Annotated in this window: 13 protein-coding genes; 7 read left to right on the top strand and 6 right to left on the bottom strand. The window is 64.9% G+C overall.

The window, feature by feature from the left end; translation table 11 throughout:
• Window positions 1–56: 56 nt before the first annotated feature.
• Window positions 57–1,676: a GMC family oxidoreductase gene (locus JQ603_RS27140; RefSeq protein ID WP_212343733.1), complete on the bottom strand. Its 1,620-nt coding sequence runs from the start codon at window positions 1,674–1,676 to the stop codon at window positions 57–59.
• 175 nt (window positions 1,677–1,851) lie between these two features.
• On the opposite strand from JQ603_RS27140, the gene JQ603_RS27145 reads away from it, so the two are divergent.
• Complete coding sequence (locus tag JQ603_RS27145) at window positions 1,852–3,024, top strand: M20 aminoacylase family protein (protein WP_212343734.1); 1,173 nt, start codon at window positions 1,852–1,854, stop codon at window positions 3,022–3,024.
• Window positions 3,025–3,187: 163 nt separating this feature from the next.
• Here the strand turns inward: JQ603_RS27145 and JQ603_RS27150 are convergent, their stop codons facing one another.
• The 3 genes from JQ603_RS27150 to JQ603_RS27160 all read right to left on the bottom strand — a co-directional run bounded on the left by JQ603_RS27150 (window position 3,188) and on the right by JQ603_RS27160 (window position 7,592).
• Window positions 3,188–4,816 carry an inorganic phosphate transporter gene (locus JQ603_RS27150; protein ID WP_212343735.1) on the bottom strand — a complete coding sequence of 543 codons (1,629 nt, stop codon included), beginning with the start codon at window positions 4,814–4,816 and terminating at the stop codon, window positions 3,188–3,190.
• A gap of 98 nt (window positions 4,817–4,914) precedes the next feature.
• On the bottom strand, window positions 4,915–6,357 hold the full coding sequence (locus JQ603_RS27155) for a UdgX family uracil-DNA binding protein (protein ID WP_212343736.1): 1,443 nt from the start codon (window positions 6,355–6,357) through the stop codon (window positions 4,915–4,917).
• On the bottom strand, window positions 6,357–7,592 hold the full coding sequence (locus JQ603_RS27160; protein ID WP_212343737.1) for a putative DNA modification/repair radical SAM protein: 1,236 nt from the start codon (window positions 7,590–7,592) through the stop codon (window positions 6,357–6,359). Before JQ603_RS27160 ends, JQ603_RS27155 begins: the two co-directional genes overlap by 1 nt.
• 160 nt (window positions 7,593–7,752) lie before the next feature.
• Here JQ603_RS27160 and JQ603_RS27165 point away from each other — a divergent pair, with 160 nt between their 5' ends.
• From JQ603_RS27165 to JQ603_RS27175, 3 genes are read left to right on the top strand one after another with little or no spacing between them, the layout of a single operon-like run.
• Window positions 7,753–8,541 (top strand): ImuA family protein, encoded by a 789-nt coding sequence (locus JQ603_RS27165; RefSeq protein ID WP_212343739.1) that lies wholly within the window; start codon window positions 7,753–7,755, stop codon window positions 8,539–8,541.
• Window positions 8,438–10,033, top strand: coding sequence for a Y-family DNA polymerase (locus JQ603_RS27170; protein WP_212343741.1), 1,596 nt, complete (start codon window positions 8,438–8,440; stop codon window positions 10,031–10,033). Before JQ603_RS27165 ends, JQ603_RS27170 begins: the two co-directional genes overlap by 104 nt.
• Window positions 10,030–13,485: an error-prone DNA polymerase gene (locus JQ603_RS27175; protein WP_212343743.1), complete on the top strand. Its 3,456-nt coding sequence runs from the start codon at window positions 10,030–10,032 to the stop codon at window positions 13,483–13,485. Before JQ603_RS27170 ends, JQ603_RS27175 begins: the two co-directional genes overlap by 4 nt.
• Window positions 13,486–13,626: 141 nt before the next feature.
• Here JQ603_RS27175 and JQ603_RS27180 read toward each other — a convergent pair whose 3' ends face one another.
• Window positions 13,627–14,397: an SDR family NAD(P)-dependent oxidoreductase gene (locus JQ603_RS27180; protein WP_212343745.1), complete on the bottom strand. Its 771-nt coding sequence runs from the start codon at window positions 14,395–14,397 to the stop codon at window positions 13,627–13,629.
• Window positions 14,398–14,617: 220 nt separating this feature from the next.
• Window positions 14,618–14,905, bottom strand: coding sequence for a hypothetical protein (locus JQ603_RS27185; RefSeq protein ID WP_018647989.1), 288 nt, complete (start codon window positions 14,903–14,905; stop codon window positions 14,618–14,620).
• A 53-nt stretch (window positions 14,906–14,958) separates the two neighbouring features.
• Between JQ603_RS27185 and JQ603_RS27190 the strand changes: the two genes are divergently transcribed.
• The 3 genes from JQ603_RS27190 (at window position 14,959) to JQ603_RS27200 (ending at window position 20,905) form a co-directional block, all read left to right on the top strand.
• On the top strand, window positions 14,959–16,359 hold the full coding sequence (locus tag JQ603_RS27190; RefSeq protein WP_212343747.1) for a CoA transferase: 1,401 nt from the start codon (window positions 14,959–14,961) through the stop codon (window positions 16,357–16,359).
• A gap of 145 nt (window positions 16,360–16,504) precedes the next feature.
• Complete coding sequence (locus tag JQ603_RS27195) at window positions 16,505–17,749, top strand: efflux RND transporter periplasmic adaptor subunit (protein WP_212343748.1); 1,245 nt, start codon at window positions 16,505–16,507, stop codon at window positions 17,747–17,749.
• A gap of 39 nt (window positions 17,750–17,788) precedes the next feature.
• Window positions 17,789–20,905, top strand: a complete 3,117-nt coding sequence (locus JQ603_RS27200) for an efflux RND transporter permease subunit (protein ID WP_212343749.1) — start codon at window positions 17,789–17,791, stop codon at window positions 20,903–20,905.
• The last annotated feature ends 13 nt before the right edge of the window (window positions 20,906–20,918 follow it).

A 20,918-nucleotide genomic window follows, 5' to 3' on the forward strand; every position in this document is an offset into this window, starting at 1 on the left:
CAGTGTTGCGGCGGCGTCCCGGATTGCGCTTCGCTCCATCCGGGCTACGGGTTCGTCTACTTCGCATCCTCCAAAATCATCGTCGCGCCTTTCTCCGCGATCATCGCGGTTGGCGTGTTGGTATTGCCCGAGGTGATGGTCGGCATGATCGAGGCATCGATGATGCGCAGACCGGTGAGTCCGTAGAAGCGCAGGCGTTCGTCGACCACGGCCATCGGATCGTTCGCCGTCCCCATCTTTGCCGTGCCGACGGGGTGGAAAATGGTGGTGCCGATGTCGCCGGCGGCTTTCGCGAGCGAAGCGTCGTCGTCGCCGACGGTGGGACCAGGCAGATATTCGCTCGGGCGATATTTTGCTAGCGCCTTCTGCTGCATCAGGCGACGCGTGGTGCGGATGGCGTCGGCGGCGACCTGGCGGTCGTCGTCGGTCGACAGGTAGTTGGGCGCGATGATCGGCTTCTCATCGGGCGTTGTCGCGCGCAGCCGCACGGTGCCGCGGGAGGTCGGCTGCAGATTGCAGGCGCTGACGGTGATGGCGGGGAAGCGGTGCAGGGGATCGCCGAACTTGTCGAGCGACAGCGGCTGCACGTGGAACTGGATGTTGGCGCGCGCGCGCGTCGCATCGGAGCGCGTGAAGATGCCGAGCTGCGACGGTGCCATGGTCAGCGGGCCGCGGCGGCGGAAGGCGTAGTCGAGCCCCATCAGGCCGCGGCGGAACAGATTGTAATAGGTCTCGTTCAGCGTGCGCACGCCCTCGACCTTGTAGATCGCGCGCTGCTGCAGATGGTCCTGGAGATTGCGCCCCACCCCGGGCTTGTCCATGACGATGTCGATGCCGAGCGGCGACAGCCAGTCGGCCGGGCCGATGCCGGAGCGATGCAGCACCTGCACCGATCCGATCGCGCCGGCCGAGAGCACCACCTCGCGTTTCGCACGCGCCTCGATGACCTCGCCGTTCTGGATGAAGCGCACGCCGACGGCGCGGCCCTGCTCGATGATGAGACGGTCGACCAGCACGTGCTTCTCGAGTCGCAAATTGGGACGGTTCAGCGCGGGCTTGAGGAAGCCGCGCGCCGAGGACCAGCGCCGTCCGCGCTTCTGGTTGACATGGAAATAGCTGGTGCCTTCGTTGTCGCCGGTGTTGAAATCCGGGATGCGCTTGATGCCCATTTCTTCTGCGGCATCCCCGACGGCATCGAGAACGGCCCACGACAGCCGCGGTGCCTCGATGCGCCAGCCGCCGCCGACACCGTGATGCTCGCTCGCGCCCAGGAAGTGATCCTCGATCCGCCTAAACAGCGGCAGCACATCGTCGTAGCCCCAGCCGGTCAGCCCAAGCTGACGCCAATGGTCGTAATCGGCGGCCTGGCCGCGCATCGAGATCATGGCGTTGATTGCCGAGCAGCCGCCGATCACCTTGCCGCGGGGATAGGCGAGCGACCGGCCGTTCAGGCCCGGCTCGGCCTCGGTCTTGAACATCCAGTCCGAGCGCGGATTGCCGATCGCGAACAGGTAGCCGACGGGAATGTGGAACCAGATCCAGTTGTCGTCGCCGCCCGCTTCGAGGATGAGCACCCGATTGCGCGAATCTGCCGAGAGCCGGTTGGCGAGAATGCAGCCCGCCGTGCCCGCACCTACGACAATGTAGTCAAACTCACCTTCGAGCCGTCTCGGCATTCTGCTTCCACCCGGATGGTCACTTGACGTTCCGCCCTAATAGGCAGACCCGCCGGACCGGGACAAGCCCGGCCATGCCTGTTCGTCAGAGCCAGGCCCCGATACCGGGGAGTTGGGTGGACTGACGCTTGCATGGTAGACAGTCCTGTATTCCCAACAAGGCTTGAGACCCTCCATGCCCATCGTGAACCGTGTCGCCGACCTCCAACCCGATATTCAGGCCTGGCGCCGGGACATCCATGAGCACCCCGAGCTGCTGTATGATGTCCACCGCACCGCAGCATTCGTGGCGGACCGGCTGCGCGAGTTCGGCTGCGACGAGGTCGTGACCGGCATGGGCCAGACCGGCGTGGTCGGCGTGATCAAGGGCAGCAAGCCGGCCGGCGAGGGGCTCAAGGTGATCGGCCTGCGCGCCGACATGGACGCTCTGCCGGTCGAGGAGCAGACCAATCTGCCTTACGCCTCCAAGAACCCGGGCAAGATGCACGCCTGTGGTCATGACGGCCACACCGCGATGCTGCTCGGCGCCGCGCGCTACCTCGCCGAGACCCGCAACTTCGCCGGCGATGCGATCGTGATCTTCCAGCCGGCCGAGGAGGGCGGCGCCGGCGGTGCAGCCATGGTCAAGGACGGCCTGATGGAACGCTTCGGCATCGAGCAGGTCTACGGCATGCACAACGGCCCGGGCATCCCGGTCGGCTCGTTCGCGATCCGTCCCGGTCCGATCATGGCGGCGACCGACGAGGTCGACATCATGATCGAGGGCCTCGGCGGCCATGCCGCCCGTCCGCACAAATGCATCGATTCCGTGCTGGTCGGTGCGCAGGTGATCACCGCGCTGCAGTCGATCGTCGCGCGCAGCGTCGATCCGCTGGAATCGGCGGTGATCTCGATCTGCGAATTCCACGCCGGCAACGCCCGCAACGTCATTCCGCAGACGGCGACGTTGAGGGGCACCATCCGCACGCTGTCGCCGGAGGTGCGTAAGCTCGTCGAGAAGCGCGTGCACGAGGTGGTGGCGGGCGTGGCGCAGATCACCGGCGCCAAGATCGACCTGCACTACAAGCGCAATTATCCCGTCGTGAACAACCACGCGGCCGAGACCGAGGTGGCGCGGCGCATTGCCGGGCAGGTTGCGGGCGATGCCAACGTGCACGAGATGCCGCCGCTGATGGGCGGCGAGGATTTCGCCTACATGCTGGAAGCGCGCCCCGGCGCCTTCATCTTCTGCGGCAACGGTGACAGCGCCGGCCTGCATCACCCCGCCTACAATTTCAACGACGAGGCGATCGTGTTCGGCACGTCGTATTGGGTGAAGCTGGTCGAGGAATCGCTGGCGGCGTCTTAAGGGTCTCTTGTTCACCTCGCCCCGCTTGCGGGGAGAGGTCGAATTCGATCGAAGATCGAATTCGGGTGAGGGGGACTCTCCGCGAGTTTGTCTCTCACCGTGTCGCGGAAGCAGCCCCTCACCCCAACCCTCTCCCCGTAAGAACGGGGAGAGGGAGAGGAACTCAGAAGATCCGCGAGAAGATCACGTAGAGCGTGGCCGACAGCATGATCGCGCAGGGCAGCGTCAGCACCCAGGCCATCAGCAGATTGCGGATCGTCGACCATTGCAGGCCCGAACCGTTCGCCGCCATGGTGCCGGCGACGCCCGACGACAGCACGTGGGTGGTCGAGACCGGCAGGCCGAACACGTCGGCGGCGCCGATCGTGGCCGCGGCAACGAGCTCGGCCGAGGCACCCTGCGCGTAGGTGAGATGGCTCTTGCCGATTTTCTCACCGACCGTGATGACGATGCGCTTCCAGCCGATCATGGTGCCGAGGCCGAGCGCGATGGCGACCGCGATCTTCACCCAGTTCGGGATGAACTTGGTGGCGGCATCGAGCGAGCCCTTGTAGGCGTTGAGGGTCGCGATCTCCTCCTTGTTGAGATCGTTCTCCTTGTCCTTCATCAGGAAGCGGATCGCTTCCGAGGTCAGGTACATGTCGTTACGGGTGTTGCCGACGGCTTCCGCCGGCACCTTGTTCAGCGTGCCGTATTTGGCAACCTGGTCGCCGACATCCCTCACCAGCACGGCGAGCGAGGGATAGGTGCCCTCGTTGATGTGGTGCAGCGTGATGTACTGCGTCACCGCCGGACGGGGATCGCCGATGATGCTGTGGCCGGCGCCCTTCGCCGAGATCACCCTCGCGGCGGCTTCCGAGGTCTTCTGGAACTGGGCGACCTGGGATTCCGGCAGCGCGCGGTTGAGCGCGTAGGCGGTCGGCACGGTGCCGATCAGGATCAGCATGATCAGGCCCATGCCCTTCTGACCGTCATTGGAGCCGTGCGCGAAGCTGACGCCGGTGCAGGTGGCGATCAGCAGGCCGCGGATCCAGAGCGGCGGCGCCTTGTTGCCTTCGGGCGCAGCATAGAGCGCCGGGTTGCGCACGATGAACTTGAGCACGAGCAGCAGCACGGCGGCGCAGATGAAGCCGAACAACGGCGACAGCAGCAGCGCGTAGCCGATCTCGGTGGCCTTGCTCCAGTCCACGCCCGAGGTGCCGTCGCGGCCGCGCATAACGGCGTTGGCGATGCCGACGCCGATGATCGAGCCGATCAGCGTGTGCGAGGAGGAGGCGGGCAGGCCGAAGAACCAGGTGCCGAGATTCCACAGGATCGCGGCGATCAGCAGCGCGAACACCATGGCGAAGCCGGCGCTGGAGCCGACCTGGAGGATCAACTCGACCGGCAGCAGCGAGACGATGCCGAAGGCGACCGCGCCCGAGGAGAGTAGCACGCCGAGGAAGTTGAAGAAGCCCGACCACATCACGGCGACTTCAGCCGGCAGCGAATGGGTGTAGATCACCGTCGCCACCGCATTGGCGGTGTCGTGGAAGCCGTTGACGAACTCGAAGCCGAGCGCGATCAGCAGCGCGACGAACAACAGGATGTAGGGCAGGAAGGTCGTGACCCGCGTGCCGGTGGCGTTGACATCGACATAGATGCTGTAGGCGACGAACAGCAGGCCCGCGGCGAGGATGCCGAAGAACAGGATCATCGTCAGCGGGTTGAAGCCCTTGTCGAGATTGGGCCGTGAGGCCGGCTGGATCGGCGCGGGATCGGCTACCGCGCGGTCGAATGCTACATCGGTCATGTCAGGACGCCCCTTAACTTTCAGGTAAGGGTATTGTCCGCGATGGATTTGAAGGCTGGATGACAAGCGGCGGTTGAAAAGCGCTTTCCTGCCAGTATTTAGGCCGCGCGCGCGGATTTCCTCTGCAGGCCGGCGGCGATCTTCAGGTCTTCGACAAAGCGCTGATATTCCAGCACCTTGGCCTCGGGATCGGGCAGCCGCAGCAGATAGGACGGGTGCACCGTCACCAGCGCCTTGCGGCCGTCGGGAAGATCGATCAACCGGCCGCGGTTCTTTCCGATCGGAGTGTTCTTGCCGAACACGCTCTGCGCGGCGGTAGCGCCCATCGCCACGATGAGGTCGGGCTGGATCGCCGAAACCTCCCGCTCATACCGTTGCCGGCACGCCCGGATCTCGGGCGTGTTCGGCTTCTGGTGCAGGCGGATCTTTCCTCGCGGCACGAATTTGAAGTGCTTCACCGCGTTGGTGACATAGACCTTCTTGCGGTCGACGCCGGCCTCCTCCAGCGCACGATCGAGCATCTGCCCGGCCGGGCCGACGAAGGGATGGCCGGCGAGGTCTTCCTTGTCGCCGGGTTGCTCGCCGACCAGCATGATGTTGGCGTTCTTCGGGCCCTCGCCGAACACGGTCTGTGTCGCGTCCTTGTAGAGATGGCAGGCGCGGCAATGGGCGGCTTCCTCGCGGAGCGCTTCGAGATCGTCGGCAGCAAGCTTGCGTGTCATCGGAGCCTCCGGCCGCTTCTGAGGCTTGTGCGGATCGGTTGCGGCATTGGCGATCATGGCGCCGGTCATGCGCTCGGCGTCCTCGATCAGGGGCTTAATGATCGAAGCCTCCGGCAGGTTCCTCCAGTATTTCTTCGGCATCTCCGCCTGCATCGCCTTCACCTTGAGCCGCGCCGGATTGAAGATGCTGGCGTAGTAGCGCCGCCAGGTTTCCTCCAGCCGGTCTTCGCCCGGTGCTTCGCTCTTGCTGACGCCTGATGTGAACGAGAGCGCATGGCCGTCCCAATGCGCGCAGAGATCGGGGGTGAGGATCGACCACGGCATGTCGGCAAAACGTTTGGCGAAGAATGGCGCGGCGAGCTCGACGATGTGATGTTCCGGCTCGAACCAGGCGACGTAATGCGCCTGGCGTTCCCTGCCGATCTCGCGGAAGCGCACGAAGGCGTGCATCTTGTGCTCGTCGCGATGGACGGCTCTGGCCATCGCCGTGACCTGCGCGACGTCAGGGTCGGTCGCGACCTCGATGAGATCGTGATTGTCCTTCAGCCGAAACAGCAGGCGATAGAGGATCGCAAAGCGCTCGCGATCGCGATGCAGGATCGCAGCCTTGGCGAGCTCGACGAATTTGCCTGATACGTTGAAGGTGCCGTCGTTCACCTCGAGGATCGGAGACGGCGAGGGCGGCGCGAACAACTCCGCTTCGCCGCCTTGCACGGTCCAGGTGACATCGCTGGGCTGCACGTGGTGCAGCACGAGGCTACGCGCGGCTTTGCGCCAGCCGTCGAAATCGGTTTCGGTGTCGAGGGTGATATACTGCATCAGAAGCCAAATCCCAGTTGCGTTGCTTTCGGCTTGAACCGCTCGATCAGCCCGGCGGCGTCGAGGCGATGCGGTGAGGGGCGGTGATCGCTGAGGACGATGAAGGGCAGGGCCTTGTGCTTGGGCACGTGCAGCCGCGCGAGATCGGCGAGGCGGATCGTGGTGGTGCGCCGTGTCGCGATGATGCGCTCGACCGCCTTGGTGCCGAAGCCCGGCACGCGCAGCAGTTCCTCGCGGCTGGCGCGGTTGACGTCGAGCGGGAAGCGGTCGCGATGACGCAGCGCCCAGGCGAGCTTCGGATCGATGTCGAGCGGCAGCATCGCGCTGTCGTCGACGATCTCCGCAACGTCGAAGCCGTAGAACCGCATCAGCCAGTCGGCCTGGTAGAGCCGGTGCTCGCGCAGCAGCGGTGGCTGTACCAGAGGCAAAGCGCGGCTCGCGTCGGGAATCGGGCTGAACGCGGAGTAATAGACGCGCCTCAATTTGTATGAGCCGTAGAGATTGGCGCTTGTGTGGAGAATGGTGTGATCGGAGGCGCTATCGGCGCCGACAATCATCTGCGTGCTCTGGCCGGCCGGCGCGAAGCGCTGCGGTTTTGCCTTCGTCTTTGCACTGCGGCTGTCCTCGGCTTCGTCGAGCTTCAGCCGCAGCCGGCCCATGGTGCGGCGGATCGCGCGGACGTTCTTCTCGGGCGCGAATTGCTGCAGGCTCGTCTCCTGCGGCATCTCGATGTTGATTGAGAGACGATCGGCATATTTGCCGGCTTCCGCGATCAGGGCGTCGTCGGCCTCCGGAATGGTCTTCAGATGGATATAGCCGCGGAAGTGATGCTCCTCGCGCAGCTTGCGCGCAACGCTCACCACCTGCTCCATGGTGTAATCAGGGCTGCGGATGATGCCGGAGGAGAGGAACAGGCCCTCGATGTAATTGCGCCGGTAGAAGTCGAGCGTCAGCTTGACCACCTCCTCGATGGTGAAGCGGGCGCGCGGCACGTTGGAGGAGGCGCGGTTGACGCAATAGAGGCAATCGTAATTGCAGGCGTTGGTCAGCAGCACCTTGAGCAGCGAGATGCAGCGTCCGTCCGGCGCGTAGGAATGGCAGATGCCCATGCCGGGCGCGGTCGAGCCCATGCCCTTGCCGTCGCTGGAATCCCGCTTCTCGGTGCCGCTGGAGGCGCAGGACGCATCGTATTTGGCGGCATCCGCCAGAATCTCCAGCTTGCGTTGTACGTCCATCCTGGAATCCCTTGATTCAACTCATGAATTCTTGGCCTGCCAATTCGATTGACTCTCCGGCCGCCGTTAGCTTTATATTAGAACATATCATGAACAAATGAGCCAGCCGCTGGTTCTTCTTTTGAAGACCACGGCACCAATTCCTGAAGGAGCGGCGAGCATGAGCGGCGCACGGACAAGCGCGCTTGCGACCTTGCGCGGCCAGATCGAGCGCATCGAGACGGCGGAGGTCGTGCATCAGCACGAGCGTGTCGCGCTCGGTCACGGTGAGATCGATAACGCGTTGAAGGGCGGGCTCGCGCGCGCGGCGGTCCACGAGGTGTTTTGCGAAGGGCGCCAGGGCGTGGCTGCGACGGGCTTCGTCATGGGCCTTGCCGGACGCGTGAGCGCGCGCCGGCCGCTGCTGTGGGTGCGGCAGGATTTTTCGGAGTTAGAGGCCGGCGCGCTGTCGATGAGCGGGCTCGCCGAGCTCGGCCTCGATCCGCGCCGCGTGGTGATGGTGCGCGCGGCCGATGTCGAGAGCGCGCTGCGCACTTCGGCCGATGCGCTCGCCTGCGATGCGCTGGGTGCGGTCGTGCTCGAGCTCTGGGGCGATATCAGGCAGTTCGATCTCGTGGCGAGCCGCAAGCTGACGCTGGCCGCGCAAGGCTCGGGCGTCACCGCTCTGATGCTGCGCATGGCCGCACAGCCGCTGCCTTCGACTGCGGAGACACGATGGATGCTGCGCGCGGCGCATTCGCCGCCGGGCCCGATGTGGAGTGCCTGGGGCGCGCCGCGCTTCGATGCCGAGCTTTTGCGCAATCGTCATGGCCCCTGCGGCCGGTGGATCATGGAATGGAATTGTGATGAGTGCCAGTTCAGCGAACCCTCGACGTATTCTCAGCCTGTGGCTGCCGCGCCTGCCCATCGACCGGATCCAGCGGTTCCTTGGCAGCGCCGGGCTGGGTAAGGCCAATCATGAGCCGAGCATTGTCGTCATCAAGGACAACAATGCGCTGGTGATCCATGCGCTGGACGATGCGGCGTCTCGTTTGGGTTTGCATATCGGCCAACCGCTCGCCAATGCGCGGGCGATGTGTCCGGACTTGAAAGTGTTCGACGCCGATGTCGTGGCCGATGCCAAGACGCTTAGCGACATCGCCGACTGGTGCGACCGCTTCACGCCGCTGGTGGCGCTCGATCCGCCGCACGGGCTGTTCCTCGATATCACCGGCTGCGCGCATCTGTTCGGCGGCGAAGCGGCACTTTTGCAGACACTGGTTCGTGCGCTCGCACGTCAGGGCTTTGCCGTCAGCGCGGCCATTGCTGGCACCTCGGTCTGCGCGCGCACGCTGACGCGGCAGGCGACCGGCATCATCGTGGCCGATGGCGGGGAGGCGGAGGCGATCAGTCCATTTCCGGTCTCGGCGCTCGGTGCGGGCGAGGCCATCACCACCGGCCTGCGCCGCGCCGGCCTGAAGACCATCGGCGATGTCGCCTCGCGCTCGCCGAGCGAGATCACGGCGCGGTTCGGGGCGCGGTTCTCGACCCTGCTCGCGCACGCGCTGGGGCAGGGCGATGCGCCGATCAATCCGCGCAAGCCGCTGCCCGACTATATCGTCGAGAAGCGCTTTGCCGAGCCGATCGCGACCGACACCATGATCGCGATGACGCTGTCGCGGCTGGCCGACACGTTGATCGCCTCCATGGAGAAGCAGGGCAAGGGCGCGCGCCGTCTCGAAGCCGCCTTTTTCCGCACCGACGGTGTGGTGCGCGCGATCATGGTCGAGACCGGACGTCCCGTGACGCGCAGCGCGGTGATCGACCGCCTGTTCCGCGAGCGTCTCGATGCGCTCGCCGACCCGCTCGATCCCGGTTTCGGTTTCGACATGGTGCGGCTGTCGGCGAGCCGCACCGAAATCGTGGTGCAGGAGCAGCGCGACCTCGATGCCCATGTCCACGACAATGACGAGCTCGCCGCGCTGATCGACCGCATCGCCGCGCGCATCGGGGGTAAACGCGTCGTCGTGCACCTGCCTGAGGACACCCATATCGCCGAAAGCGCGGTACTGGCCGCGCCGGCGCAGCATCATCTCACGGCAGCCATGCAGGCCGAATGGCCTGTTCGCACCGAGAGCGAGCCGCCGCTGCGCCCCTTAAGGCTGTTCGACAAGCCGGAGCCGATCAAGGTGCCGTTCGCGACCGTGCCCGATGGCCCGCCGCATCAGTTCACCTGGCGGCGTGCGCTGCATGCGGTGGTGCGGGTGGAAGGGCCCGAGCGTATCGCCATGGAATGGTGGCGGCAGGACGGCAAGCAGCTGACGCGGGATTATTTCCGCATCGAGGATGCCGAGGGCTTGCGCTTCTGGATCTTTCGCGACGGTCTCTACGAGGGAGAGGTGTTCGACGGTGACGGCAAGCCCGCGTCTCCCGGCTGGTATGTGCACGGTCTCTTCGCATGAATACATCAGCCTATGCCGAGATCGGCATCACCACAAATTTCTCCTTCCTGCGTGGCGGCTCGGATCCGCGCGCCTATGTGCATCAAGCGAGTCTCCTCGGCATCCCCGCGATCGGCATCGCCGATCACAACACGCTCGCCGGTGTGGTGCGGGCCTACAAGGAGCTCGACAATGACAAGGTGCTGCACAAGCCGAAGCTTCTGATCGGCGCCCGCATCGTCTTCATCGACGGCACACCCGACATTCTGGTCTATCCGCGCGATCGCGCGGCCTATGGCCGGCTGTGTCAGCTCCTCACCCGGGGCAAGCGCGGCGACGACATCACGCGGATCGAGAAGGGCGACTGTCATCTGAGGTTTGCCGATCTCCTGGAGTTTTCGCAAGGCCAGCTCCTGGTCTTGACGCTGCCCCATCGTTTCGAGCCCGCACAGGCGCTGGATGTCCTCGCCAAGCTCAAAGCCAGCCGCGCCGACGGCGTGTGGCTGGCGGCGAGCCTGCTCTATCGCGGCGACGACCGGCGGCGCCTGGCGCGGCTCGATGATCTCGCCGTCAAAGCAAAAGTGCCGCTGCTCGCGACCAACGAGGTGCTCTATCACGATCCCGGCCGCCGCCCGCTTCAGGACGTGCTGACCTGCATCCGGGAGAAGACCACGATCGAGGCTGTGGGGCGGAAGCTCGAGGCCAATGCCGAGCGCTTTTTGAAGACGCCACGCGAGATGGCGCGGCTGTTCCGCGATTTTCCTGAGGCGATCGCGGAGACCATGCGCTTTGCGGACAGGATCGACTTCTCGCTCGATCAGCTCAAATACCAGTACCCGGACGAGCCGGTGCCGCCGGGCAAGACCGCGCAGGGGCATCTGGAGGATCTGACCTGGGCGGGTGTGAAAAAGTATTTCGGCGGCGAGATCGACGACAAGCTGCGCGCTACCCTGAAGAAAGAGCTCGCGCTGATCGCCGAGCTGAAATACGCGCACTATTTCCTCACCGTGCACGACATCGTCCACTACGCGCGCAGCCAGAACATCCTGTGCCAGGGCCGCGGATCGGCGGCGAATTCGGCCGTCTGCTACGTGCTCGGCATCACCTCGGTCGATCCGACCAAGGTCGACCTGCTGTTCGAGCGCTTCATCTCCAAGGAGCGGCTGGAGCCGCCCGATATCGACGTCGATTTCGAGCATTCGCGGCGCGAGGAGGTGATGCAATATGTCTATCGCCGCTATGGCCGCCACCGCGCCGCGATCATCGCCACCGTCATCCACTACCGCCCGCGCAGCGCCATCCGCGACGTCGGCAAGGCGCTGGGCCTGACCGAGGACGTCACCGCCGCGCTCGCCGATACCGTCTGGGGCAGCTGGGGCAAGGGCCTCAACGACATGCAGGTCAGGCAGGCCGGGCTCGATCCGCAAAATCCCATGATCAACCTCGCGGTCGAGCTTGCCACCGAATTGATCGAATTCCCGCGCCATCTCTCCCAGCATGTCGGCGGCTATGTGCTGACCCAGGACCGGCTCGACACCTATGTGCCGATCGGCAATGCCGCGATGGACGACCGCACCTTCATCGAATGGGACAAGGACGACGTCGACGCGCTGAGCATGATGAAGGTCGACGTGCTCGCGCTGGGCATGCTGACCTGCATCCGCAAGTGCTTTGATCTGATCGACCTGCACAAGGGCGAGCGCTGGGTTCTGGCGACCGTCCCGCAGGACGATCCCAAGGTCTACGACATGCTGTGTGACGGAGAGTCGCTCGGTGTATTCCAAGTCGAGAGCCGCGCCCAGATGAACATGCTGCCGCGCCTGAAGCCGCGGACCTTCTACGATCTCGTCATCGAGGTCGCGATCGTGCGGCCGGGTCCGATCCAGGGCGACATGGTGCATCCTTATCTGCGGCGGCGGAACGGGCTGGAAAAGGTGAGCTACCCTTCGCCGTCGCCGGAGCACGGTCCCGCGGACGAACTCTACAAGGTGCTGCACAAGACGAAGGGCGTTCCCCTGTTCCAGGAACAGGCGATGCGCATCGCGATCGAGGCGGCAAAATTCACCTCCGAGGAGGCCAACGGCCTGCGCCGCTCGATGGCGACTTTCCGCAATGTCGGCACCATCGGTCAATACGAGGAGAAGCTGATCGGCAACATGGTGGCGCGCGGCTACGATCCCAATTTCGCCAGAAGCTGCTTCGACCAGATCAAGGGTTTTGGCTCCTACGGTTTTCCGGAGAGCCATGCCGCAAGCTTTGCCCAGCTCGTCTATATCTCCTCATGGCTGAAGCACTACCATCCCGATGCCTTCTGCTGCGGCCTCCTGAACTCGCAGCCGATGGGCTTTTACGCCCCGGCGCAGATCGTCAGCGATGCCCGCAAGAACGGTGTCGAGGTCCGTGACATCGACGTGTCCTTCAGCTTTGCGCAGAACACGCTGGAAAATACAGATGGCAAATATTGCGCCGTGCGCCTCGGCTTCCGCCAGATTGACGGCTTCCATTGGCTGGATGAGGATGAGGAGCGGCTGAAACGCTCCCAACTGTCATTCCGGGGCGCGCCGAAAGGCGCGAGCCCGGAATCCATCGAGCCGCATACGCCTGTCGGAATGGATTCCGGGCTCGTCGCTGGCGCGACGCCCCGGAATGACAAGAGAGAAGACTGGGCCGATCGCATCATCGCGGCCCGCAACCGCCGTCCCTTCACCTCGCTGGAGGATTTCGCCCGCGACACCGGCCTGCCCAAGCGCGCGCTGATCCTGCTGGCCGATGCCGACGCCTTCCGCTCGCTCGGGCTCGACCGCCGCGAGGCGCTGTGGCAGGTGCGGCGGCTTCCCGACGACGTGCCGCTGCCGCTGTTCGAGGCGGCGACCGCGCGCGAGCAGCCGGACGAAGGCGCAAAGCCGCTGCCGGCGATGCCGCGTTCCGAGCAGGTGGTCGCGGACTACCAGACCATCCGGCTGTCGCTGAAGGGCCATCCGATGGAATTCTTGCGCGAGATGTTTACGCGCGAGCACGTCGTCGCCTGCAAGGAGATCAGCCACGAGAACGAGCGGCGCCGCGTCCGCTGCGCCGGTGTGGTGCTGGTGCGGCAGCGGCCGGGCAGCGCCAGCGGCGTCGTGTTCATGACATTGGAGGACGAAACCGGCATCGCCAATGTCGTGGTCTGGCCCAAGATCATGGAGCAGTACCGCAAGGAGGTGATGGGCGCGCGCCTCATCGAGGTTCAGGGCTATATCCAGAGCAGCCCCGAGAAGGTGACACACCTCATCGCCCAGCGCATGATCGACCGCTCGCACGATCTGGTCGGCCTCGCCAACGATGCGCTCAGCGGCAAGCATCCGGTGCCGGCAGGTGCCACCGTCGTCGAGACGCTCAACGAAGACCCTCGCGCCCTCACGGACATGCCCGCGCAAAAAATCCGCCACCCCCGCAACGTCCGCATCCTGCCGCCGTCGCGGGATTTTCATTGAGGCTCTTCGCCTCCAGCAAAGCTGCCGTAGGGTGGGCAAAGACGCGTGAGCGCCGTACCCACCTTCTAGGGTCTCGTCGCGAAAGTGGTGGGCACGCTTCGCTTTGCCCACCCTACAAATTCTTCGATGATCGTGCCGCCCTCAAAAATTCACCCGGTTCGAGATCGCACCGTCCACGACGAGGTTCGATCCCGTCGTGAACCCCGACACCGGGCTCGCCAGAAACACCGCCGCGCTCGCGATCTCCTGCGGCGTTGCCATGCGGCCCGTCGGGTTGCGCTTCATCGCGTCCTGGTACCGCTCGGGCATGTTCTTCTCGACCATCTCCCAGACGCCGCCCTTGAAATAGACGGTGCCGGGCGAGACCACGTTGACCCGGATCTTCTTCTTCGCGTATTGCCGCGCCAGTCCCTTGGCCATGTGGATCAGCGCCGCCTTGATCGGGCCGTAGGAGCTCGCCGTGTCCGCCTGCGCGGCGGAGATCGACGAGATGATCACGAAGGCGGCGTCGCCGCTGCTGGCGCCGCTTGTCTCGAGGAACGGCCGCGCGGCGTCGAAGGCGTGCACGGCACCGAGCACATCGAGCCGGAAATTCTGCTCCCAGGACGCGGGATCGCCGCCCTGCGCCATCGCGCCGGCATTGGAGAACAGCATGTCGATGCCGCCGAGCTCCTTTGCTGCACTCTCGATCCAGCTTTTCAGCGCCGCGCCGTCGGTGACGTCGACCGGGCTGCCGGTGGCGCGGATCCCGCTCGCCTTCAACTCGGCAACGGTGGCGGCAACCTGATCGGCGTTGCGCGCGCACACCGCGACATTGCTGCCCTCACCGGCCAGCGTCGCCGCAATCGCCCGCCCGATGCCGCGCGTACCGCCGAGCACGACGGCGTTCTTGCCTTTGAGACCGAGATCCATTGTTGGTTTTCCTTGTTGTTGGTCGTTGCGCGAATGAGAGGAGAGTGTCTCCCCGAACGTCGTCCTGGCGAAAGCCAGGACCCATTACCACAAATCGCTATGGCTGCGCGATGTCCTGGCCAAAGCGTGCTCCGACAACATTCGACCGGGGTAATGGGTCCTGGCTTTCGCCAGGGCGACGCCGTGCGTGTCATTGACGGCTTCGCTTAAATCGCCCGCCTCACTCCGGCGACGCCCCCACCGGCGGGCCGCCGGGCGGCCGATGCAGGAAGGTCAGCGAGGCGTAGGCGCCGGCCCATGAGCCGATTGCGGCGAAAGCGACATAGAACGGGTTCTCGGTGTAGCTGATCACGGCGTAGGAGGAGAGCATGTACCAGACTGCGCTCCAATTCGCCGCTGACATGCGCTTGCGCGCGATCACGGCCGAGGTGAACATGACATAGACCGCGTCTGTGGCCGCCGTTGCGATGAACACGGCACCTGCGGTGAGAGGGTCGATGGCAGCCATTGCATTTCCTCATGTGCTAACAGGATGCTGAAGGCTAAAGGGAGAGAAGGGTCATGCAAAGCCCCGCCGACATTCTTAGGGATATCTGGACCACTGCAGGCGGCGACGCAGCCGCGCTCGATCGCGTGCGACTGACCGGCATCGAGCCACAAATCCCGTCCTCGTTTCGCGTCGCCGTCGCCGGACAAGCCACGATCGCCGCGGCCGGCCTCGCCGCCGCCGAAATATGGAAGCTGCGCAGCGGCCAGGAGCAGGTTGTCTCCGTCGACCTGCGCCACGCCGTCGCCGAATGCCGTTCCGAGCGTTACTTGCGCCTCGACGACAAGCCGCCGCCACCGGCCTGGGATGCCATCGCCGGCGTCTACAGGACGGGCGATGGCCGCTTCGTCCGCTGTCACACCAATTTCCCGCATCATCGCGACGCCGTCTGCAAGGTGCTCGGCTGCGAGCCTGAGCGCGAGAAGGTGCAGGCCGCGCTGATGCAGTGGAAGGGCGAGGACTTTGAAACCGCGGCTTACGCAGCGGGCGGTGTCGTTGCGCTGATGCGTTCTCATGACGAATGGTCGGCGCTGCCGCAGGCGCGTGCGCTCGCAGAGTTGCCGCTGCTCTCGATCGAGAAGATCGGCGAAGCCCCGCCAAGGCCGTGGCCGCAAGGCGATCGTCCGCTCGCTGGCCTGCGCGTGCTCGATCTCTCCCGCGTCATCGCAGGACCCGTCGCGGGCCGCACGCTCGCCGCGCACGGTGCGGATGTGCTGCTGGTGTCAGGCCCGGAGCTGCCGGCTATCCCGTGGCTCACCATCGATACCGGCCGCGGCAAGCTCACCACCTTCATCGAGCTGAAGAGCGAGGCGGGCAGGGCGCAATTGTGCGAGCTGCTCGAGGACGCCGATATCTTCTCGCAGGGTTATCGCCCGCGCGCGCTCGCCGCCCTCGGCTTTGCGCCCGAGGAGGTCGCCACGATCAGTCCCGGCATCGTCTATGTCACGCTGTCGGCCTATGGCCATGCCGGCACCTGGGCCGAGCGGCGCGGCTTCGATTCACTGATGCAGACCACGACCGGCTTCAACCATGCCGAAGGCCAGACCGCGGGCGTCGACGGTCCCAAGGAATTGCCGGCACAGATCCTCGACCACGCGACCGGCTATCTGATGGCGTTCGGTGCGATGATGGCCAGAGCACGCCAGGCGCGCGAAGGCGGCAGCTGGCACGTCCGAGTGTCGCTGGCGCAGACCGGTCGCTGGCTGTGGAATCTCGGCCGGCTCGACGGCGGACTGAACACCCCGGATCTTACGGGTGAAGCTGTACATGCTGCGTTCATCGAGCTCATGCCATCTGGCTTTGGCATGTTGAAGGCAGTGCAACATTCGGCACTGCTGTCGAAGACGCCGGCGCAATGGAGCCGTCCGGCGATGCCGCTCGGCAGTCATCCGGCACAGTGGCCGGCTCGAAGCTGACGCAGAGCTGACGCGTCGCAAAATTTTAACGCAAACGGAAAGGCGCGACGCGTTTTTTAGGTTGTTTGAACTCCCAATTCGGCACTATTAGCGCGACTGATGAGGCTATCGTTTGCCGACATCGTCGCAGACATGACCGGGCCCCATGGTAGTTGAAAATACCAAGCGATTGCAGGTGCTTACAAAACGGCGGGTGATCACATCCGTAGTTTTACTAGCTCTTGCCGCCGGCGGGGCCTACGGCTTTCTCCGTGCGGGCGCCAAGGAGAAGAGCCACTCCGAGATTTCCAGCCAGTCGCGCAGGAATGCGCAGAATTTCACGCCGACGCCGTCCGAGTGGGCGACCCTGACGATCGAGCCGGTCAAGGCCAAGACCTTCCGGGCCGAATACGTCACCGAGGGCAAGGTCGCGGTCGACGAGGATCGCTCGACGCCGGTGTTCTCGCCTTATGCGGGCCGGGTCACCAAGCTGCTCGCCAAGCCCGGCGAGACCCTGACGCAAGGTCAACCGCTGTTCACAATCGAGGCCGCCGACACCGTGCAGGCCCAGAACGATTTCATCGCGGCGATGACCGCGCAGAACAAGGCGAAGTCGGCGATCGATCTCGCCGACATCCAGTTCAAGCGCGCCAAGGATCTCTATGAGGGCCACGCCATCCCGCTAAAGGACTATCAGCAGGCGGAAGCGACCCAGGTCCAGGCGCAGAACGACATGCGCTCCTCGGTGACGGCGCTGGAGGCCGCGCGCAACAAGCTGCGCATTCTCGGCTTCACCGACGAGACCATCAAGGCGTTCCAGGACAAGGGCACGATCAATCGGGAGATCACGATCTACTCGCCGATCTCCGGCACGGTCGTGCAGCGCAAGATCGGCCCGGGCCAGTTCGTCAATTCCGGCGCGAGTGATCCGGTCTTCGTGATCGGCGATCTCTCGACGGTCTGGCTCACCGCCTTCGTGCGCGAAAGCGATGCGGCCGCGGTGTGCATCGGCCAGGACATCACCGTCAACGTGATGGCGCTGCCGGGCCGCCCGCTCACCGCGAAGATCAACTACGTGGCTGCGGCGATCGACCCCAACACACGCCGCCTGCTGGTCCGCGCCACCATCGACAACAAGGACGGCCTGCTCAAGCCGGAGATGTTCGCCAACGTCACGATCTATTCCGCCGGCGATCGTGCCGCGCCGGCAGTGCCCAAGCAGGCCCTGATCTACGAAGCCGACAAGGTCCGTCTTTGGGTCGCGCGCGAGGACAAGTCGGTCGAGCTGCGCGAGATCAAGACCGGCCTCATCAATGGCAACCTCGTCGAAGTCACCAGCAACCTGAAACCCGGCGAGCAGATCGTCGTCAAGGGTAGCCTGTTCATCGACCGCGCGGCGTCCGGCAGCTGATCGACGACACAAGAAACTGAAGACAAGCTGAAGACCTGAATGGATCGCCTCGTCGCCCTTGCCGTCAACCGGCGCTTCCTGATGGTCGGCATGTTCGTGGCCGTGCTGATCGGCGGCCTGATCGCGTTCAACCAGCTCAACATCGAGGCCTATCCCGACCCGACCCCGCCGATGGTCGACATCGTGACGCAGAGCCCGGGCCTGTCGGCGGAAGAGATCGAGCGCTACATCACGATCCCGATCGAGACCCAGGTCGCGGGTCTGAAGAACATCACGACCATCCGCACCATCTCGCTCTATGGTCTCTCCGACGTCAAAATCCAGTTCTCCTTCGCCTATACCTATGACGAGGCGTTGCAGCAGGTCCTGAACCGCCTGGCGCAGCTCGCGCCGCTGCCGGGCAACGTGCAGCCGCAGATCTCGCCGCTCAGCCCGATCGGCGAAATCTTCCGCTATCGCTTGGTCGGTCCGCCGAACTACAGCGTGCTCGACCTCAAGACCATCCAGGACTGGATTCTGCAGCGCCGTTTCCGCGCCGTGCCTGGCGTGATCGACGTCACCGGCTGGGGCGGCAAGAGCAAGACCTACGAGCTCCAGGTCGATTTCAACAAGCTGGTCGCGAACGGCCTGACACTGCCGCAGCTGCTCCAGGCGGTCGGCAATGCGAACGTCAATGTCGGCGGCAACACCGTCAATATCGGCCAGCAATCGGCCGTGGTGCGCGGCGTCGGCCTGATCCGCTCCCTAGACGATCTCGCCAACACCATGGTCTCGCAGACCAACGGCAACCCGGTGCTGGTCAAGGACGTCGCCACCGTCACCGTGGGGCAACGGCCCCGCCTCGGCATCGCAGGCCTCGATGATTCCGACGACATCGTGCAGGGCATCGTCCTGATGCGCCGCGGCGAGCAGAGCTCGCCGACCATCAAGCGCGTCCATCAGCTGGTTCAGACCATCAACAATTCCAGCATCCTGCCGCCCGGCGTGCGCATCGAGCGCATCTACGACCGCGGCGACCTGATCGAGCTCACCACCCACACCGTGCTGCACAACATGGTGGTCGGCATCCTGCTGATCGTGTTGCTGCAGTGGATGTTCCTCGGCGATCTCCGCAGCGCGCTGATCGTCGGCGCCACGATTCCATTCGCGCTGTTCTTCGCCGTGATCATCCTGGTGCTGCGCGGGGAATCGGCGAACCTGTTGTCGGTCGGCGCGATCGACTTCGGCCTGATCGTCGATGCCACCGTCATCATGGTGGAGGCGATCTTCCGCCGCCTGACGCAGACGACCCCGGTCTCGGAAACCGAGCATATGTCGAACGAGACGCTGTTCGGCATGAAGAGCCACGCCATCCTCAGCGCCGCCGCCGACGTCTCGCGCTCGATTTTCTTTGCCGCCGCGATCATCATCGCGGCGTTCCTGCCGCTGTTCACGCTTTCCGGCGTCGAGGGCAACATCTTTGGGCCGATGGCGCGCACCTATGCCTATGCGCTGGCCGGCGGCCTGCTTGCCACCTTCACCGTCACGCCGGCGCTGTCCGCCATCATCCTGCCCGCGCATGTCGAGGAGACCGAGACCAAGGTGATGCAGATCCTGCACCGGCTCTACATGCCGGTGCTGAACTGGGCCGTGGCCAACCGCAGCATCGTGCTCGGCGGCGCGATCGGCCTCGTGGTGATGACGGTGGCGCTGGGCCGGTTGCTCGGCCTCGAATTCCTGCCGAAGCTGGAAGAGGGCAATCTCTGGATCCGCGCCACGCTGCCGCCGACCATCTCGCTCCAGGAAGGCAACAGCTACGTCAACGAGATGCGCAAGGTGATCCGGGCCCGGCCCGAGGTGGAATCCGTGGTGTCGCAGCACGGCCGCCCCGACGACGGCACCGACGCCGCCGGCTTCTTCAACGCCGAGTTCTTCGCCCCGCTCAAGCCCGCCAGCCAATGGCCCGGCACGCGCGACAAGGAAGAGCTGACCGCGGAGCTGCTCAAGCAGCTCGACGACCGCTTTCCCGGCGTCGAGTTCAACTTCTCGCAATATCTGCAGGACAACGTCTCCGAAGCCGTCTCCGGCGTGAAGGGCGAGAACTCGATCAAGCTGTTCGGCAGCGACCTGCAGGCGCTCACCGACACCGCCAACAAGATCAAGTCGGTGCTGGCGACCGTGCAGGGCGTCACCGACCTTGCGGTGTTCACCTCGCTCGGCCAGCCGACCGTCCAGATCGACATCGACCGCGCCAAGGCCGCGCGCTACGGGCTCGCGCCCGGCGACATCAACGCCACCATCAAGGTCGCGATCGGCGGTGACACCGCGGGCGATCTGTACGAGCCGGGAAGCGACCGCCATTTCCCGATCATCGTTCGCCTTGCGCCCGAATTCCGCAGGAGTGCCGAGGCGATCCAGAATCTGCGCATCGGCGCGCCCGGTCCGAACGGTACCGTCACGCAGATTCCGCTCAGCGAAGTCGCCACCATCAGCCTCGTCTCGGGCGCCGCCTACATCTATCGCGAGCAGCAGGAACGCTATTTGCCGATCAAGTTCTCGGTGCGCGAGCGCGACCTCGGCAGCGCGATCCGCGAGGCGCAGCAGAAGATCGCCGCCCAGGTGCAGTTGCCGCCGGGCTCGCACATGGAATGGGTCGGCGAGTTCGGCAATCTGCAGGACGCGATCCGGCGGCTGTCGATCGTGGTGCCGATCTCGCTGGCGCTGATCGGCGTCCTGCTCTGGTTCAATTTCGGCTCGATGACCGACACGCTGCTCGCGATGAGCGTGATCCCGATGGCGATCTTCGGCGGCGTGCTGGGGCTGCTGATCACCGGCACCGCCTTCAGCGTATCCGCGGCGATCGGCTTCATCGCGCTGTTCGGCATCGCCGTGATGGACGGCATCATCATCCTGTCGCAGTTCAACCAGCTGATCGAAGAGGGCATGGACCGCATGAGCGCGGTGATCCGCACCGGCGAGCTTCAACTCCGGCCCGTGCTGATGACCTGCGTCGTCGCGGGCGTCGGCCTGCTGCCGGCGGCACTGTCCGAAGGCATCGGCTCCCAGGTGCAGAAGCCGCTCGCGGTCGTCGTCGTCACCGGCATGATGCTGGCGCCGGTCGTCATCCTGGTGACGCTGCCGGTGCTGATCTCGTTCTTCTCGCGCCGGGCGCGTTAACGCCCGGCGCCGA

Source organism: Bradyrhizobium liaoningense (genome assembly GCF_018130825.1).
Classification (GTDB): domain Bacteria; phylum Pseudomonadota; class Alphaproteobacteria; order Rhizobiales; family Xanthobacteraceae; genus Bradyrhizobium; species Bradyrhizobium liaoningense_B.

Bases quoted from the DNA above. Each gene is read 5' to 3' on its own strand.
- JQ603_RS27180 (WP_212343745.1), bottom strand. From the start codon at position 14,397: ATGGATCTCGGTCTCAAAGGCAAGAACGCCGTCGTGCTCGGCGGTACG.
- JQ603_RS27155 (WP_212343736.1), bottom strand. From the start codon at position 6,357: ATGCAGTATATCACCCTCGACACCGAAACCGATTTCGACGGCTGGCGC.
- JQ603_RS27175 (WP_212343743.1), top strand. From the start codon at position 10,030: ATGAATACATCAGCCTATGCCGAGATCGGCATCACCACAAATTTCTCC.
- JQ603_RS27200 (WP_212343749.1), top strand. From the start codon at position 17,789: ATGGATCGCCTCGTCGCCCTTGCCGTCAACCGGCGCTTCCTGATGGTC.
- JQ603_RS27150 (WP_212343735.1), bottom strand. From the start codon at position 4,816: ATGACCGATGTAGCATTCGACCGCGCGGTAGCCGATCCCGCGCCGATC.
- JQ603_RS27190 (WP_212343747.1), top strand. From the start codon at position 14,959: ATGCAAAGCCCCGCCGACATTCTTAGGGATATCTGGACCACTGCAGGC.
- JQ603_RS27195 (WP_212343748.1), top strand. From the start codon at position 16,505: ATGGTAGTTGAAAATACCAAGCGATTGCAGGTGCTTACAAAACGGCGG.
- JQ603_RS27170 (WP_212343741.1), top strand. From the start codon at position 8,438: ATGAGTGCCAGTTCAGCGAACCCTCGACGTATTCTCAGCCTGTGGCTG.
- JQ603_RS27145 (WP_212343734.1), top strand. From the start codon at position 1,852: ATGCCCATCGTGAACCGTGTCGCCGACCTCCAACCCGATATTCAGGCC.
- JQ603_RS27160 (WP_212343737.1), bottom strand. From the start codon at position 7,592: ATGGACGTACAACGCAAGCTGGAGATTCTGGCGGATGCCGCCAAATAC.
- JQ603_RS27140 (WP_212343733.1), bottom strand. From the start codon at position 1,676: ATGCCGAGACGGCTCGAAGGTGAGTTTGACTACATTGTCGTAGGTGCG.
- JQ603_RS27165 (WP_212343739.1), top strand. From the start codon at position 7,753: ATGAGCGGCGCACGGACAAGCGCGCTTGCGACCTTGCGCGGCCAGATC.
- JQ603_RS27185 (WP_018647989.1), bottom strand. From the start codon at position 14,905: ATGGCTGCCATCGACCCTCTCACCGCAGGTGCCGTGTTCATCGCAACG.